The sequence below is a fragment of the Natronorubrum halobium genome, assembly GCF_051351675.1.
GTDB lineage: Archaea > Halobacteriota > Halobacteria > Halobacteriales > Natrialbaceae > Natronorubrum.
The window spans coordinates 3131304-3146819 of the sequence record NZ_CP195595.1; the positions used below are offsets into that span (position 1 = coordinate 3131304).

The following is a 15516-nucleotide window of genomic DNA, read 5'->3' on the forward strand; positions in this document are numbered from 1 at the left end:
GCATGCTGAATACAGTGGGATAGTTCAGCACACTATTTTTATTTTCACTAATAGTGGTGGATAAAAATGTAGTAGATGTTTTATTGACCGCCGCTATGCCGTCTGATCGGGGTCAGGTAAGGAAATAACGGGAAGGGATGGATTCGTAACAAGTTTCGTGGCAATATCTCCAGCAAGGATTCGTTTGATTCGGCTTCCACCACGGGCACGGAAGGCGATTGCATCTGCTCCAACGTCAGTCGCCGTCGAGAAGAATGCGGGTACAATGTCCGTTGCAAAGACGGTGCGTGTTTCCACAGCAACGGAGTTACTGAGCGAGGACTCAACAATAGCGAGGAACTCGGATGCATCCTCTCGACGTTTTGCCAACGGTGCTTTGTCTGGCGCCCCACCTGCTTTTTCGATGACATGGATGGCAGTTACACGTTCTATATCATCCAGATAAGGATGTAATGCATCACACGTCGCATAGGCATCGTTATTGCTTGCGATCGGGATCAGGATGTGCGGAAAAGGAGCCATATTAATTTAGGATTCATTAGCTACCACTAAGTAGCTTTTTGCTCATCAGTTGTGTGGAGCATCCCATTGGTTTATAGTGAGACATCTTTAACTCGGGATATGGGAATAAGGGATTTACTGGGGCCAGTTTCTCTGAATCAAATTCTCTATGTCTTTCTCTTCTGGGTCGTCCTTATTATTCTTTCAACCAGTATCTATGATTCTCCATTACTCAGATTGGAGATTATTATTGGAACGGGTATCCTGCTGGTATGGGTTGTGTGGGGGGTCTACTATCGACTCGAACAAATTCCAAAAGAACGGTACAAGCGAAAGTGACAACTCTCTATCTGCTACATCCTTTTTGTACAGACGGTTATGTGCTCGTCCTGCACTGAGCAATCACTCTTTCCGCAAACTGACCTCCGGCTTTGCCACATTCGCGCCCTATATTCAGCACAACTTACCCAACACTATCGCCATTTGATAGAAGCTATAGCGTTCCATTCGCCGATAGCGTTACCGCGGATTTGGGCTAGATCTCGCCAAAAATATCGTCTACGAACGCCAACGATCCCATTCGGTTCGAGAGGTAGTTTCCCATAACCCTGTGGAATCCGCCCCTCACCGAACGACTAGTCGCCGATCCAGTCCGCGAAACTGCCCTCGAGCAGCGTCTCCTCCTGTCGGCGCACGTAGCCGCGCTGCATCGTCGCGATCGCGTCCTCGAGCGACGCGCCGTCCTCGAGCGCCTCGCTCACTTGCTCGTGTTTCCAGCGGGCGGGCGTCACTCGCTGGCGGACGCGCCGCCGGAGCGGGTAGAGGTACTTCGCGGCCTGTTCCTCGGTGAGGCCGCGATTGACCAGTCCGTCTTCGGCGTGGGCGAGCAGGTCCTCGTAGAGTTCGAGGCTGTCGGTCGTCTCCTTGCCGTCGTTGGTGATCCACGTCAGGTCGGCCGCGAGTCCGTCGCGCATCGCGGCGTAGAAGTTCTCGCGGGCGATCTGCCAGTCGAGTTCGACGACGGGGTGCTCGAGACGGGTCAGGCTCTCGAGGACGCCGGCGAAGGCGGCCAGAAAGGCGATCGAGTCGCGAACGGTCGGCTGGGACGGAATGGGGCGGAACTCGATGCGGGCGTTAGCGGCCGAGCGGGTCGGGCCGCCGAAGACCGGTCTGACCCACCGCCAGTAGGTGCCGTGCTTGCGCCGGAAGTGTGGGAACTGGTCGTCGAATCGCCGGCCCGGTTCGACGGGCATCGGGACGATGGTGTCGTCGTCGACGATCCGGATGACGGCCTCCTCGACGCTCCCCAGGTCGCGGGGGAATCGAACCTTTCCTTCGGCCGCGGCGGGATCGTTCAGTGCGGTTTCGAAGATGCTGATCCGGTGTTCCATCCAGGCGTCCGCGAGAATCTCGTCGGCGGTCGCGTCGTCGTACAGATCCGCGGGGAAGAACGGGGAGTTGACGCCGAGCGCGAGGAGCGGACCCGCAGCGCGAAGCGCGTAGTTGAAGTATCGCGGGAGGTCGGATGCGTGGGCCACCTGATAGTGGGGCTGGATCGAGGTGATGAGGCTCTCGGGCATGACAGTGTCGGCCTGCAGCGAGACGTTCGGGGCCTCGATACGCATGCCGGCGGACTCGGCCTGATCCGTGTTAGCCATCGCGTGATAGCGCGCCGAGTCGCTCATATTGGTCGCGACGCGGATCGATCGCTCGTCGCCGTTCGCGTCGGTCATCGTCCGTTCGACGCTGTCGGTGAGGTAGGTCGCCGCGTCCTCGCCTTCCGGCGGGAGGGTCCAGAGCGCGTCGCTGACCAGTCGCATGCGCTCGGACTGCGTGACGTCGAGGGCCGTCTGCAGTCGCGCTTTGATCTCCGACTCCTGGGCGGCCAGTCCGTGGGCGTTCAGCGGTTGGGGACTGGTCGTCATCTCCGCGTTGTGGAGGCCGAGTTCCTTCTCGAACCCGATGAGTTCGAGGAGGCGACGCGGCACCCGTCGCAGCGCACAGTCGTCGTTCTTGATCGCGTAGAACTCGTACTCGAAGCCGACGATCGCCTGCGGATTGTCGAAGACGCCGTCGTGAATGGCGTCCGTGATCACCTCGGCGTCGGCCTCGGCCCGAGCGCGAAACTCCTCGGCGTCGACCCCCAACACGTCCGCGACCCGCGCGGCGAGTTCCTCCTCTGGCATACCTCCGAGTGGGTGTTCGATCGCCTTTAAGGCGTCCCTCGAGTCGCGCGGCGCTCGCCGTGCTCAGCCCCTTCTTCCAACGAAGCGATCGTTGCCGTATTGACAACCGGAAGGGCGGAGATAGTATCACCGCCCACTGACGACGCGTCTCAGAACCGTTTTACTCGCGCCGACGGTACACACCGGCGATGGAGTTCGCCACGTTCGCCGACCGCGCCGCCGCGATCGAAGCCGAGCCCGCCGATCTCGAGATCGTCGCCCTCGTCAGGGAGTTGCTCGAGGACGCGGACGCCGATCTGGAAATCGTCGCCCGCTTCGTCCAGGGGCGGGTCTTCCCGGCCTGGCGATCGAGAACGCTCGATATCGGCCCGAACGCGTGTTACGAGGCGATCGCTCGCGCGGCCGGAACCAACGTCGGGAGCGACGACGTCGAGGAGCAACTCGCCGAGGTCGGCGAGATCGGCGAGGTGGCGGCGAGCTACGAGTTCGGCGGCCAACAGGGGCTGGGTGCGTTCACGGGCGGTGGCGGCGACGCCGGCGAAACCGGTGACGACCTGACCGTTCGCGAGGTCTTCGAGACGCTTTCGGACCTGGCCGCCGCCGAAGGGGCGGGGAGCCAGGACCGCAAGATCGACCTCCTGTTCGGACTCTTCAATCGCTGCTCGAGCGACGAAGCCCGATACCTCGCCCGACTCGTCCTCTCGGAGATGCGCATCGGCGTCGGCGAGGGCACGGTGCGGGACGCCATCAGCGAAGCGTTCGACGTTCCCGGCGAGGGGGTCGAGCGCGCCCTGCAGGTGTCGAACGACTACGGACAGGTCGCCCGCGTCGCGCGCGAGGACGGTCTCGAGGGACTGGACGCGATGGAACTCGAGGTCGGCCGCCCCGTCCAGGCGATGCTCGCCCAGGCCGGAACGGTGACGGACGCGCTCGAGGAGTGGGACGAGGCCGCAGTCGAGTGGAAGTACGACGGGGCTCGCATCCAACTGCACCACGAGCCGGCTACCGGCGAGAGAGAGCCAAGAACCAGCGTCTTCTCGAGAAACATGGAGAACGTCACCGACGCTCTCCCGGAAGTCGTCGAGTACGCCGCGGAGACGCTCGAGGAGCCGGTCATACTGGACGGCGAGGTCGTCGCGATCGACGCGGGCGGCGCTCCGCTGCCGTTTCAGGATGTTCTCAAACGATTCCGCCGGAAACACGACGTCGAGAAGGCCCGCGAGGACGTCACCGTTCGGCCGGTCTTCTTCGACTGCCTGCACGCCGCGGGGGACGACCTGCTCGAGGAGCCGTTGACGACCCGGCACGATCGGCTGCGGGAGGTGCTGACTGACCCAGATAGGAGCGAACCGAACGAGGAGGAGGTCGAGGGGCTCTCCCTGCTCTGGCGCACCGACGACCCCGACGAGATCGAGTCGATCGACGCCGACGCCCTCGAAGGCGGTCACGAGGGGATCATGCTCAAGAACCCCGCATCGACGTACTCGCCGGGCCGACGCGGGAAACACTGGCGGAAACGAAAACCGGACGTCGAGACGCTGGACTGCGTCGTCACGGGCGCGGAGTGGGGCGAGGGCCGCCGGGCGACGTTCCTCGGCACGTTCGAACTCTCGATTCGGGCCGGAGACGACAGCGAGGAACGACGTTCCGCTGGCTCTGCGGTGGAACCGCAGAACCTCGAGACCGTCGGGAAGGTCGCAACCGGGATCACCGACGAGAAACTGGAAGAATTAACCGAACTACTCGAACCCCACATCGCCGTCGAGGAGGGGCAGGAGGTCGATCTCGAGCCCGAAGTCGTCTTCGAGGTCGGCTACGAGGAGATTCAGACCTCGCCGACGTACTCCTCGGGCTACGCGCTTCGGTTCCCGCGGTTCCAGGGCGTGCGCCACGACAAGGACCCGAGGGATGCGGACAGCCTCGAGCGACTCGAGTCGTTACGGTCGGCGTGATGTGGATACCATACTGGCAGCGTACCGTGGACGGCGTGCGGTCGACGTGATGGATGGCTGGAATCGGTCTGGTGTCTGCAGTAGGAGTGCCCGCCGCGCCCTGGGCTTACGACCACCGGCCACCGGTGCCCACAGACTGGACAGTACAACGTCTCTTTCACCTTGCTGAACGCACTTATGGCTCGTTTCCGTACGATCGGGTATGACACGGATTTCGCGCCGAACGCTTCTCACCGCCGGGTCGGTCGGCGCCCTGACGCTCACGGGCTGTCTCGACGCCGATACCGCCGAGGAAGGCGATCCTCCCGGCGACGATACCGGCGGGAGCGGCGACGAGGACGTGACGTACGACGTCTTCCAACTGGGGCCATCCCTGTCTCGACCTGACTGGGCCGCGGGAGACGCCGAGACCGTCGGTGCCGTCGGACTCTTCGAGTCCGAACGGGAAGTCCGGACGATCGCAACCGTCGACGAGGTCGACGAACTGGAGGCGTGGCTCGAGGATACCGATTTCGACGAGTCGGCGATCCTGCTCGTCGAGACCGTCGGCCCGAACACCTGCTACGACGAACTCGAGGTGTCGGACGTCGGGATCTCCCCGGTCAGCGTCGGCGACGAGAGTGACGCGGTCGCCGCGATCACCGGCACTGCCACTGCCGTCGATACGAGCGACGAGACGACGGTCTGTGGCGAAGCGATCACCTACCCGTCCGCGCTCGTTCGCGTGACCGGTGGCGACCTGCCGCCGATGGCCGCGTTCGAGATCACGAACGGGTGGGGCGACACCGGCGACGTCGACACGATCGGCGGCGCGGTCGATCCGGACGCCCTTCCCGGATACGTACGCCCGCCGACTGATCCCCAGACGGTCCCCGACGCGCTCGACTGCGAGGACGACGACTTTCGGCGCCACTGGTCGTCCGACGACGACGTCGCGTGGGGCGAGGTCCACGACGAGGACGGCGGCCCCGCGCTCGCGATGCGCGTCCAGAACCCGCAGTACGACGGCGACGACGTGACTCGAGCGCTCGAGTTCGAACGCGGCGACGAGGTGCGCGTCTCGATGCGGAACGTCTCGGACGAGCAGGTGTATACGGGGAACGGGAACAAGTACGGCCTCGAGGTGCTGACGGCCGACGGCTGGACGGACGTGCGCGGCACCACGGACGACTTCGGGTTCGAGTACACGGACGAAGCGCTCGGTCACGCCCCCGGTGACGGGTTCGAGTGGACGTTCGAACTGACGGCGGACGGCGTCGTCGGAGATCACGCCAACGCGGACCGACTCGAGGTCTGTCCCGACTTTCCCGCCGGCCGATACCGGTTCGCCTTCCGGGGAGCGCTCGGCGACGCGTCGCTGGCCGTCGCGTTCGATTTCGTCGGCTGAGGTCGCCCGCCGGGGGATCGACTCGGCTGGAGACAGGTAAGCACGCTTAAGACCCACGGCCGACAGGATTGGCGTATGCAACCGCGCGACCTGTCCGATCACGTCGCCTACGAGGCGGGTCGAGGCATCGAGGAGGTCGCCCGCGAACTCGACCGGGACCCCTCCGAATTCATCAAACTCGCCTCGAACGAGAACCCCCACGGCCCCTCCCCCGCGGCCGCCGTGGCGCTGCGCGAGGCCGCCTCGAGCGTGAGCTCCTATCCGAAAGCCGCTCACGCCGACCTCACCGCCGCCATCGCCGACCGCTGGGAGGTCACCGACGACCAGATCTGGCTCGCAAACGGCGGCGACGGCGCGCTCGATTACCTCCACCGAGCGACGATCGAACCCGACGACACCGTCCTCGTCCCGAACCCCGGCTTCGCCTACTACGGGATGAGCGCTCGATTCCACCACGGCGACGTCCGGGAGTACGCCCTCGAGCGCGAGGACGACTTCGAACAGACCGCAGATACCGTCCTCGACGCCTACGACGGCGACCGGATCGTCTTCCTCACGAGTCCCCACAACCCGTCGGGGTCGACGATCCCGCTCGAGGACGTCGAGCGGATCGCCGACGAGACCGACGAGGAGACGCTCGTCGTCGTCGACGAGGCCTACGGCGAGTTCGCCGACCGCGACAGCGCTATCGCGCTGCTCGAGGGCCGCGACGGCTTCGACGCCCGTGACGACGTCGCCGTCTTGCGAACGTTCTCGAAGGCCTACGGACTGGCCGGCGTGCGACTGGGCTACGCGATCGTTCCCGACGAGTGGGCCGACGCATATGCCCGGGTGAACACGCCGTTCGCCGCGAGCGAACTGGCCTGCCGGGCCGGATTAGCCGCTATCGACGACGACGGACACGTCGACCGAACGGTCGAGACGACCGAGAACTCGCGCGCGTACATGCGCGAACACATCGACGCCCACGTCTGGGAGAGCGAAGGGAACTTCGTCCTCGTCGACGTCGACGACGCCTCGGCCGTCGCCGAGGCGATGCAAGAGCGCGGTATCATCGTCCGGGACTGTACGAGTTTCGGCCTCCCGGGCTGTATTCGCATCACCTGCGGCACCGACGACGAGACGGAACGCGCCGTCGAGACGCTCAACGAGGTGCTCGCGGATCTCGGTCTCGACGACGATACCACCACCGGCGCGGAGGTGACCGACACGTGAGAGTCGCCGTCACCGGCACCCCGGGCACCGGGAAGACGACCGCGACGGACCTGCTCAAGTCTCGCCGGTCGAGTTCGGCCGACGACTCGCTCCCCGAACTCGAGGTGATCCACCTCAATCGGGTCCTCGAGAACGAGGAACTGTACACCGACGTCGACGCCGACCGGGAGAGCAAGATCGCCGATCTCGAGGCCTTGAGCGAGTGGCTCGAGGGGCGGGACGACGTCGTGATCGAATCCCACCTCGCACACCGCTTCGAGGCGGATCGGGTCGTCGTGTTGCGGTGCCGGCCCGATCGACTCGAGCAGCGGTTGCTCGAGCGCGGTGAGACCGAGGCGAAGGCGACCGAAAACGCGGAGAGCGAGGCGCTGGACGTCATCCTCTCGGAAGCCGTCGACGAACACGGCCTCGAGTCGGTCTACGAGATCGACACGACCGATCGGGCTCCGGAGGGCGTCGCCGACGCCCTCGAGGCGGTCGTCACCGGGAACCGCGAACCGAGTGCCGGCGAGGTGAACTTCGTGGGGTATCTCACATGACGCTCGATAAGTTCCGACCGTACGTCTCTCGCTTCCTCGATCCGTTCGTCAGGGGATTCGACCGCGTCGGCATGACCCCCGACGGCGTGAGTATCCTGGCCTTCGGGATGGCGATTCTCGCGGCGGTCGCCTTCCTGCTGGGCGGTCGTGCGGATCCGGTCTGGTACGTCGCGGCCGCGACGCTGGTCTTTCTCAACGGCTGGCTGGACATCATCGACGGCGCGCTCGCTCGCGAGCAGAACGTCGCGTCGGCGGGCGGGGACCTCCTCGATCACGTCCTCGATCGCTACGCCGACATCGTCGTCATCGGCGGGCTGGCCGCCGGCGTCGGGGACTACTTCCTCGGCTTCCTGGCCGTGACGGGGGTCGTGATGACCTCCTACCTCGGCACGCAGGCCCAGGCCGTCGGACTGGATCGCGTCTACGGCGGACTGGTCGGCCGGGCGGACCGACTGGCGATTATCGGTCTCGCCGGCTTTCTGGCGTTCCCGCTGTCGGGCGAGTACGGCGGCCTCACGCTGATCGGCTGGCTCCTCGTCTTCCTCGCGGTCGTCGGCCATCTGACCGCGCTCCAGCGGTTCTTCTACTCCTGGTCGGCGCTGGAGTGACGGTCCCCGACTGCGGGTTCGAGATCGCGCCGCATGGTTTATGACTCGCCGCGATATACGTTCCTCCATGGTTCAGTGCGAGATGTGTGGCGCCGAGACGTCGTCTCCGAAGACAATCAAGGTCGAGGGTGCGAAACTCGACGTGTGTTCGAACTGTACCGACTTCGGCACCGAAGTCAAGCAGCCCACGAGTTCGAGTTCCTCGAGCAAGTACTCGACGAGCTCGTCCTCGAGTTCGGGCAGCGGCTCGACCGGGTCGGGCTCGAGTTCGAGCACGAGCGGTGGGAGTTCGAGCTCCCAGCGCCGTTCGGATATGTTCGACGACATGGACGAACTCGCCACCGATTACGACGATCTCGTCCGTAACGCACGCGAGGGGAAGGGGCTCAGTCAGTCGGATCTCGCCAACGAACTCAACGAGAAGGCGAGTCTGATTCGAAAGATCGAGCGCGGTGATACGCTGCCGAGCGACCAGGTGCAGACGAAACTCGAGGACTTCCTCGAGATCAACCTGAGCGCCCAGGGCGGCTCCGCCGACGACGCGGAGTGGTCCGGCGGCTCCTCCTCCGGGAGTTACACGCTCGGCGACGTCGTCAAGCGCAAGGACTGACCGCGGACCGATACCGGCCGGTTGCGTTTCGGTGCCACACCCATAGCGTTCGTCGCGTCGACGGTGGGTATCACGACGACAGTAGCCACATCGATAGCCGCAACCGCTTCGAATCGCCGATCGCCCGTCGTGGACTCGCAAGCTATTTCTTCCGGGCGAAAGGCTGTGCTGGTATGTTCGTCCTCGTCAACCTGAAGACGTACCCGTGTGATCCGATCGAAGTCGCGGAAGCCGTCCGCGACGTCAACGAGTCCACCGACGCTCGCGTCGCCGTCGCCCCGCAGGCCGCCCACATCGCGCAGGTCGCCGATACGGGCGCGGAGACGTGGGCCCAGCACGTGGATCCGATCGACTACGGCAGCAACACCGGTCACACGCTGGCCGAATCCGTCGCCGACGCGGGCGCGGCCGGGACGCTGATCAACCACTCCGAGCAGCGGCTGAAACTGGCCGACGTCGACGGCGCCGTCCGCGCCGCACAACGTGCGGACCTCGAGACGGTCGTCTGTGCGAACAACGCGGCCCAGATCGGCGCCGCAGCGGCGCTCGGACCGGACGCGGTCGCCGTCGAACCGCCGGAACTGATCGGCACCGGCACGCCGGTCAGTCAGGCCGATCCCGACATCGTCGAGGATGCCGTCGAGGCGGCTCGAAACGTCGACGCGGACGTCTCCGTGCTCTGTGGCGCCGGCATCAGTACGGGCGACGACGTCGTCGCGGCCGGCGACCTCGGCGCCGAGGGCGTCCTGCTCGCGAGCGGCGTCGCGAAGGCCGACGATCCGACGGCGGCGCTCGAGGACCTCGTCGACCCGCTCTGAATCGCGCTCGCGGGACTCTCCGCAACCGGATCGACGCCGGCGCTCGGCCGACGACTTTTCCCCCTACTCGTGCTATCTCTCCCCATGACCGATCATCGGCCCCTCCGCGTCGCCCTCGAGAACCGACTCATGAGCCACGGTATCTACGTCACCGACGTACAGCGGCTCTCGGACGAGGCGGATGCGGAGCGGGAGGATACCCGACTCCCCGACGGTGCCGGCTTCGCCCTCGAGTACGAGACCGTCTCCGACGCGCCGGCCGTCGACAGCGACGAGGTCGGTGCCGTCGTGCGGACGCTGCTCGATATCGCGAACGAACGCGAGTGGGCGCCGGGCCGACTCGAGGTAACCTCGTGGTCGACCGAAGGGGACGTCCGCGGTCGGTGGCACGTCGAACGCGAGTGGTTCGACGCCCTGGGACTCGAGTACGACGACCTCGAGTTCTCACAGCGGGTGCTCGCCACGAGGCGCGCGGACGGCGTCGAGGAGCAGCGGAGCCGCTGAGTGCAGTGTCGGCCGACGCTCGGCCGTCGCGCGATCGAATCCGGCTCGTTTCAGTCGCAACGATAGGTAGATTAATAGTGTCTCACACACCTACTCGTTGTAGATCCGTAGATGACCGGAGAGCAGATTTACGTCTCGCACGCGCCCGAGGACCTCGAACTCGTCCAGGAACTGTTCTCGACGGTCAAGAACTTCCCCTTCGGCGTCCACATCGCCTTAGAGGAGGTCGAATCCGGTCGCTCTCGAAAGCGACTCGAGGGGCGACTCGCGAACAGCGACGTCGTGATCGCGGTCCTGACCGAAGGATCGGCCGACAGCCGATGGATCAACCAGGAGATCGGCTACGCGCTGGCGAAGGGGATCCCCGTGATCCCGCTCTACGACCACGAGCGTCGCCGCGGCGGCTTCATCAGCGACGTCGACGGCGTGGAGATCGACCGGCCGAACCCCTCGTATACGATCTTCAATCTCCTCAGTCGCCTGCGGAGCGAACTCGCCCCCCTCGGTGCGCTGTCGGTCCCGAACTGGTACATTCGGTTCCCCTGTACCATTCCCGACTGCGGGCATCCGGTCACGCTCGATATCGAGCGAGATCAGACGAAGCTCTGGAAGCGATACGAGCACGGGAAACTGCTGTCGGCGTCGTGTGGGGTCTGTGAGTCCACGTACTACTTCGATGCGGCCACGATCGGATACGTTCGCCGCGAGGGGGGACTCGAGTGAGTCTGAGGGCCGATTGTAAGTCATTTCCGCAGCAACCGCGAACCGTCTTGCGGTTGCGCCGGTAAACAGCTACAATCGACCCTCTCAGGCGTCTTCTCGGAGCCGTTCGTAGGCGTCCGTGACGAGTTGGAACGCCGACGCGCTCCCGCTATCCCGGTCGGGATGGGCGCGTTTGACCTCCCGGTGGAACGCCGAGCGAATCTCCTCGGTGCTCGCGTCGGTGTCGACGCTCAGAATCGCTCTCGCTTCCGCGCTCCGCATGCCGACGTCCTTGACGATACCGTCGCTTTCGGCGGTTTCCTTACAGGCGGGGCAGAGCCGTTCGTGCCGGCCGTCGACGGTCGTTACCCGAAAGCGTTCCGCCCTGGTCCACTCGTTACACTGCGTACAGAGGGATTTTTCGCCCGTCACGTCGTCGCTCTCGACTGCGTGGTCGTCGCCCGTCGACTCCCTCGAGTTGCCGTTCGATGTCTCGGACCGTCGACTGGTATCGGCACCGCGTCCGGGCGCTTCGGCCGCACACGAGGGACAGCAGGCGACGACGGTGCCGTCGTCGAGCACCACGTCCTCGAGTCGTGACTCGAGGTAGGTGTCGGTACAGCCGTCACAGGTGTCGCGACGCTGGTCGAGCGAGGAACACTTGCGGGCGGCTTCGCGGGCGTGCGGTTCACAGCGAGGGCAGCAGGCGACTCGCTCGCCGTCCGGCATGGTTACTGCCGTCAGCTCCTCGAGCGGAACCGTTCGGCCACATCCATCACAGCCAACGTGACGGTCACCGGCCACAGCCATTGTCCTCGTGTTTGTCTTCATCCCTTATTAGTTCTTCTTCTGACAGACTCGGAGCGTGAGATGGTCGAGGCTGACTGCGACGGCCCGATTACCGACGTATTGACCGCGACGGAGCGGCCGAACTCGTCGTGAAAGCAGGTGGTAACAAAGATCCACCATCCCTATCGAATCAGTATGCGAGGTACCACTCGCACGATTGCAGTCCGTTGGACGGCTCTCGACGACGCACCGTCGTCGAGTCCCTCCCCTCCTGTCCGGGTCCTCCGATCGACGGTCGTCGGCTAAACCGGGAATTCAATAGGGGATCGGCGTCGAGTCCTACGTATGGACACCGCAGTTCGAACGGAATCCCGCTCGCAGTCGATCGACCGGGAGACGCTCCTGCTCGCCGCCGGCGATATCGGCCTGCTCGCCGGTCTGGTGATCGTCGGCCAGCTCAGCCACGACGTGAATCCGATCGACCAGCCGATCACCTCGCTCGAGGCGATCGCCCCGTTCGTGATCGCCTGGCTCGCGGTCGCTGCCCTCGCGGGACTCTACACGCGCTCGGTCGAATCATCGGTGCTGCAGGTCACTCGGCTGACGACCGTGACGTGGATCGCGGCGGCGAACGTCGGCTTGCTCCTTCGGCAGTCGGTGTTCGGTGACACCGCTGCGTGGCCGTTTCCGCTGGTGATAACGGGCTTCGGCCTCCTCTTGCTCGTCGGCTGGCGAGTCGGGTACGCCATCGTCGCAGACCGCCGCTGAGGGCTTGGGGAGGTCCCGTCCCATCGCACTTCACGACTCCTGGCTGTTCCTTGCTAACACGGGGCGTTGGTACGCGAGCTCCCGTATTCGGCGACCTATCACGATCCGTATGCACGCCTGCTACGAATGAAAGATAAAGTGTAGACGATCATTATATATGTAGATGGACAATACTGCCTCGAGCCGATATTATCGTGCCGTAGTCTTGCGGTTATCAATCTAGAGGAGCGAGTTATCATATGAAATATTATCAGAAATTCCCTCTTGCAGCGTTATTTTTCAACTGTAGAAGCAAGCAATAATGTATTGATAAGTTATGAACATCCTATACCGTCAATACGAATTGGAAATTGGTTCACCATCGAGCGATTATGGGAAACGCTTATATGCCTATTTCTCATACTATAGGATAGATTATGACTGGATATTACGACATTGTTCTCGGCCTCATCCCAGTCGCACTGCTCGGAATCACCGCAGGCCTGACCGTCGTGGGCGTCTCGCTGACAGCCGCAGTACCGATCGGTTCGGTCGTTGCGATGGCGATTATCGGGCACGCGATGTTCGTCAATACGCCCGCCGACGTTCCCGACGAACCGCAGTCCGCGCGGCCGCCGATGAACGCCGACTGATCGCGTCGTCTCTTCTGCCGTCTTCCCGTTCTTTATCTCCGTTCGCGTTCCGTTCTCCCCTATGACCGAGACACTGTTCCTCTCGAGCGACGACGTCGACGACCTCGCGACGCCCGCCGATTACGTCGACGTCGTCCGCGAGGGGTATCGCCAGCGCGGCGAGGGCGCATCGGCCCAGCCGCGGTCGAAGTTCTTCCGTGCCGATCCCCAGGGAATGCTCACGAGTTACGCCGCCGTCCTCCCCGACACCGGGGCGATGGGCGGCTACATGTACAGCGCCGGCTTCGGTGCCGGAGACGCGTGGTTCATGACGCCGCTGTTCGACGCCGACAGCGGCGCTCCCCTCGCGCTCCTGGACGGCGCGAGTATGAACCCGCACAAGACCGGCGCCGCCGGTGCCGTCGCCGTCGACGCCCTCGCCCGCGGGGACAGCGAGACGCTCGCCGTTATCGGGAGCGGCGCGCAGGCCCGCGGCCAGCTCCGGGCGACTGCCACCGTCCGAGAGTTCGCCGAGATCCGCGTCTACTCGCCGACGCCGGAGAATCGCGAGGCTTTCGCCGCCGACTTCGACGACGACCTTGCAGCCGACGTTCGTCCCGTCGACTCGAGCAAGGCGGCCGTCTCCGGTGCTGACGTCGTCATCACGGCGACGAAGGCGAGCGAACCGGTGTTCGACGGCGACGACCTCGAGCCCGGAACCCACGTCACGGCGATGGGCCAGTACTCGCCGGACAAGCGCGAACTGGACGCGACGACGCTCGAGCGAGCGACGTACGTCCCCGACCTGCGGGAACGCGCGACGTTCGACTCGGGAGAGTTCATGTCGGCGCTCGAGGAGGGGGCCGTCACGGAGGACGACATCCACGCGGAACTGGGCGAGATCGTGGCCGGCAAAGAGCCCGGACGGACGAGCGACGACGAGATCACCGTCTTCGACAGCGGCGGAACGGGGATCGAAACGGTCGCCGCGGCGTACATGCTCTACGAACGCGCGAGCGAAGCGGGGCTCGGGACGACGCTCGAGTTCGCACCGGCGAGCGAGGCGCTAACTGGGGACTGATCGACTACGCTAGAGCTATTTTTCGGTACAGCAGTTATTTATACCTCGTCGCACAAAATCAGACAGTGTCTGGAATGACGAAACAAGGGATAAATGTTTGCATCGACATCCCTTCCGATGCTGGAGACACCGTGTTTCGTGTCCAGGCAGCGGACGATATCCTCAGAGTACTGGCCGATGCTCATGAGACGGAGTTTACGATATCCGAACTCGTCGAAGTAGCGGGAGTGACTCGATCGACGGTCTGGAGAGCCGTCGATCTACTCGAGGAAATCGGTGCGATACGCATTCGCGATACACCACAGCGAAAGTACATCGCTATCGATCCTGAGCGGTTACAGAAGGACGATCCGATACTCGCAATCGAACAGACGGAGTTTCACGAACCGGTACGTACATTCGTCGAGAGAGTACGTGAGACCATTGCCGACTCCGACGATGTCACCGACCTCCTCGGAATCCTCGTCTTCGGTAGTGTAGCACGCGGTGAGGCCGACAGACAGAGTGATATCGACCTGTTCGTCGTCGTCGACGGTGACCGAACAACCGCCCGCCGTCTCGTGGCGGACGTGGTTGCAGATCTCCGCAAACGACGGTTCGACGGAGAGCGGTTCGACTTCGAACCGTACGTCGAGTCGGAAGCGAGTGCTCGACGAGCCGGATCAAAGCTTCGAGAAATCGTTCGAGAAGGTATTACAGTGTACGGAAGCGAACGGCTCCACTCAGTTCGGAAGGAGGTAGTCACTGATGAGTAGCACGCGCATCGACCAACTTCTCGACGATGTACAGGCGACGTTCGATAGTCAGCCAACGGAGATCGAATCCGGCCTCAACGTCGAAGACGCCGCAGTACTCCAGCTTCGGAAGGGGTGTCGCTTGCTTGCTGGTGCAGAAACGCTTCGTGAAGCGGGATACTACACGCTCGTCATCGAAACGTCGTTCGTCGCTATCGAACGGACCGTCGAATTTCGACTGCTGGAACGGGGGACGCTGCAACCGAAGGATCTTCCAGGAACACATTCCGGCGTCTACCGAGAAGCAGCGGCAGTCGGGATCTTTTCCGAAGCTACATCGGCGGACCTCGCCGACCTCTGGCGTGACCACCGAGCGAAAACGTACTATCAGGATGGACTCGCCACGGCAGAACGAGCGGAACAGATGTACGAGCTTGCGGCTGAGATACATGCATACATCGTTGGTCGGTCCTCTCAGGGGTACGAATGCTGTTGTGATTTGGAGCAGTAG

At 63.7% G+C, this 15516-nt stretch carries 17 protein-coding genes; 14 read left to right on the plus strand and 3 right to left on the minus strand.

Features of this window, described 5'->3' with window-relative positions; translation table 11 throughout:
• Positions 1-93: 93 nt before the first annotated feature.
• Together ACSFC7_RS15455 and ACSFC7_RS15460 are read right to left on the minus strand one after the other, a co-directional pair.
• Complete coding sequence (locus ACSFC7_RS15455) at positions 94-522, minus strand: universal stress protein (protein WP_436343715.1); 429 nt, start codon at positions 520-522, stop codon at positions 94-96.
• Positions 523-1136: 614 nt separating this feature from the next.
• The gene (locus ACSFC7_RS15460) at positions 1137-2687 is read right to left on the minus strand and encodes a hypothetical protein (protein WP_436343716.1); all 1551 of its coding nucleotides are present in this window, start codon (positions 2685-2687) and stop codon (positions 1137-1139) included.
• 188 nt (positions 2688-2875) lie between these two features.
• Here ACSFC7_RS15460 and ligA point away from each other — a divergent pair, with 188 nt between their 5' ends.
• From ligA to ACSFC7_RS15505, 9 genes are all read left to right on the plus strand, one after another.
• The gene (gene ligA, locus ACSFC7_RS15465) at positions 2876-4639 is read left to right on the plus strand and encodes an ATP-dependent DNA ligase LigA (RefSeq protein WP_436343717.1); all 1764 of its coding nucleotides are present in this window, start codon (positions 2876-2878) and stop codon (positions 4637-4639) included.
• Between the two features lie 202 nt (positions 4640-4841).
• The gene (locus tag ACSFC7_RS15470) at positions 4842-6026 is read left to right on the plus strand and encodes a hypothetical protein (RefSeq protein ID WP_436343718.1); all 1185 of its coding nucleotides are present in this window, start codon (positions 4842-4844) and stop codon (positions 6024-6026) included.
• 75 nt (positions 6027-6101) lie between these two features.
• Complete coding sequence (hisC, locus tag ACSFC7_RS15475; RefSeq protein WP_436343719.1) at positions 6102-7241, plus strand: histidinol-phosphate transaminase; 1140 nt, start codon at positions 6102-6104, stop codon at positions 7239-7241.
• Positions 7238-7780, plus strand: a complete 543-nt coding sequence (locus tag ACSFC7_RS15480; RefSeq protein WP_436343720.1) for an adenylate kinase family protein — start codon at positions 7238-7240, stop codon at positions 7778-7780. The genes hisC and ACSFC7_RS15480 overlap by 4 nt, the downstream gene beginning before the upstream one ends.
• Positions 7777-8388 (plus strand): CDP-alcohol phosphatidyltransferase family protein, encoded by a 612-nt coding sequence (locus ACSFC7_RS15485; protein ID WP_436343721.1) that lies wholly within the window; start codon positions 7777-7779, stop codon positions 8386-8388. The genes ACSFC7_RS15480 and ACSFC7_RS15485 overlap by 4 nt, the downstream gene beginning before the upstream one ends.
• 67 nt (positions 8389-8455) lie before the next feature.
• A complete protein-coding gene (locus tag ACSFC7_RS15490) occupies positions 8456-8998 on the plus strand; it encodes a multiprotein bridging factor aMBF1 (RefSeq protein WP_436343722.1) in 543 nt (180 codons plus the stop codon).
• Between the two features lie 173 nt (positions 8999-9171).
• On the plus strand, positions 9172-9816 hold the full coding sequence (gene tpiA, locus ACSFC7_RS15495) for a triose-phosphate isomerase (RefSeq protein ID WP_436343723.1): 645 nt from the start codon (positions 9172-9174) through the stop codon (positions 9814-9816).
• A gap of 84 nt (positions 9817-9900) precedes the next feature.
• Positions 9901-10320 carry a hypothetical protein gene (locus ACSFC7_RS15500; RefSeq protein WP_436343724.1) on the plus strand — a complete coding sequence of 140 codons (420 nt, stop codon included), beginning with the start codon at positions 9901-9903 and terminating at the stop codon, positions 10318-10320.
• Positions 10321-10431: 111 nt separating this feature from the next.
• The gene (locus ACSFC7_RS15505; RefSeq protein ID WP_436343725.1) at positions 10432-11043 is read left to right on the plus strand and encodes a toll/interleukin-1 receptor domain-containing protein; all 612 of its coding nucleotides are present in this window, start codon (positions 10432-10434) and stop codon (positions 11041-11043) included.
• An 84-nt stretch (positions 11044-11127) separates the two neighbouring features.
• Here the strand turns inward: ACSFC7_RS15505 and ACSFC7_RS15510 are convergent, their stop codons facing one another.
• Positions 11128-11832 carry a J domain-containing protein gene (locus ACSFC7_RS15510; RefSeq protein ID WP_436343726.1) on the minus strand — a complete coding sequence of 235 codons (705 nt, stop codon included), beginning with the start codon at positions 11830-11832 and terminating at the stop codon, positions 11128-11130.
• 324 nt (positions 11833-12156) lie between these two features.
• On the opposite strand from ACSFC7_RS15510, the gene ACSFC7_RS15515 reads away from it, so the two are divergent.
• The 5 genes from ACSFC7_RS15515 (at position 12157) to ACSFC7_RS15535 (ending at position 15516) form a co-directional block, all read left to right on the plus strand.
• On the plus strand, positions 12157-12579 hold the full coding sequence (locus tag ACSFC7_RS15515) for a DUF3054 domain-containing protein (RefSeq protein ID WP_436343727.1): 423 nt from the start codon (positions 12157-12159) through the stop codon (positions 12577-12579).
• A 416-nt stretch (positions 12580-12995) separates the two neighbouring features.
• Positions 12996-13211, plus strand: a complete 216-nt coding sequence (locus ACSFC7_RS15520; protein ID WP_436343728.1) for a hypothetical protein — start codon at positions 12996-12998, stop codon at positions 13209-13211.
• A gap of 61 nt (positions 13212-13272) precedes the next feature.
• Complete coding sequence (locus ACSFC7_RS15525) at positions 13273-14271, plus strand: ornithine cyclodeaminase family protein (protein ID WP_436343729.1); 999 nt, start codon at positions 13273-13275, stop codon at positions 14269-14271.
• 74 nt (positions 14272-14345) lie between these two features.
• Positions 14346-15026 carry a nucleotidyltransferase domain-containing protein gene (locus tag ACSFC7_RS15530; RefSeq protein WP_436347969.1) on the plus strand — a complete coding sequence of 227 codons (681 nt, stop codon included), beginning with the start codon at positions 14346-14348 and terminating at the stop codon, positions 15024-15026.
• A complete protein-coding gene (locus tag ACSFC7_RS15535; protein ID WP_436343730.1) occupies positions 15019-15516 on the plus strand; it encodes a hypothetical protein in 498 nt (165 codons plus the stop codon). Before ACSFC7_RS15530 ends, ACSFC7_RS15535 begins: the two co-directional genes overlap by 8 nt.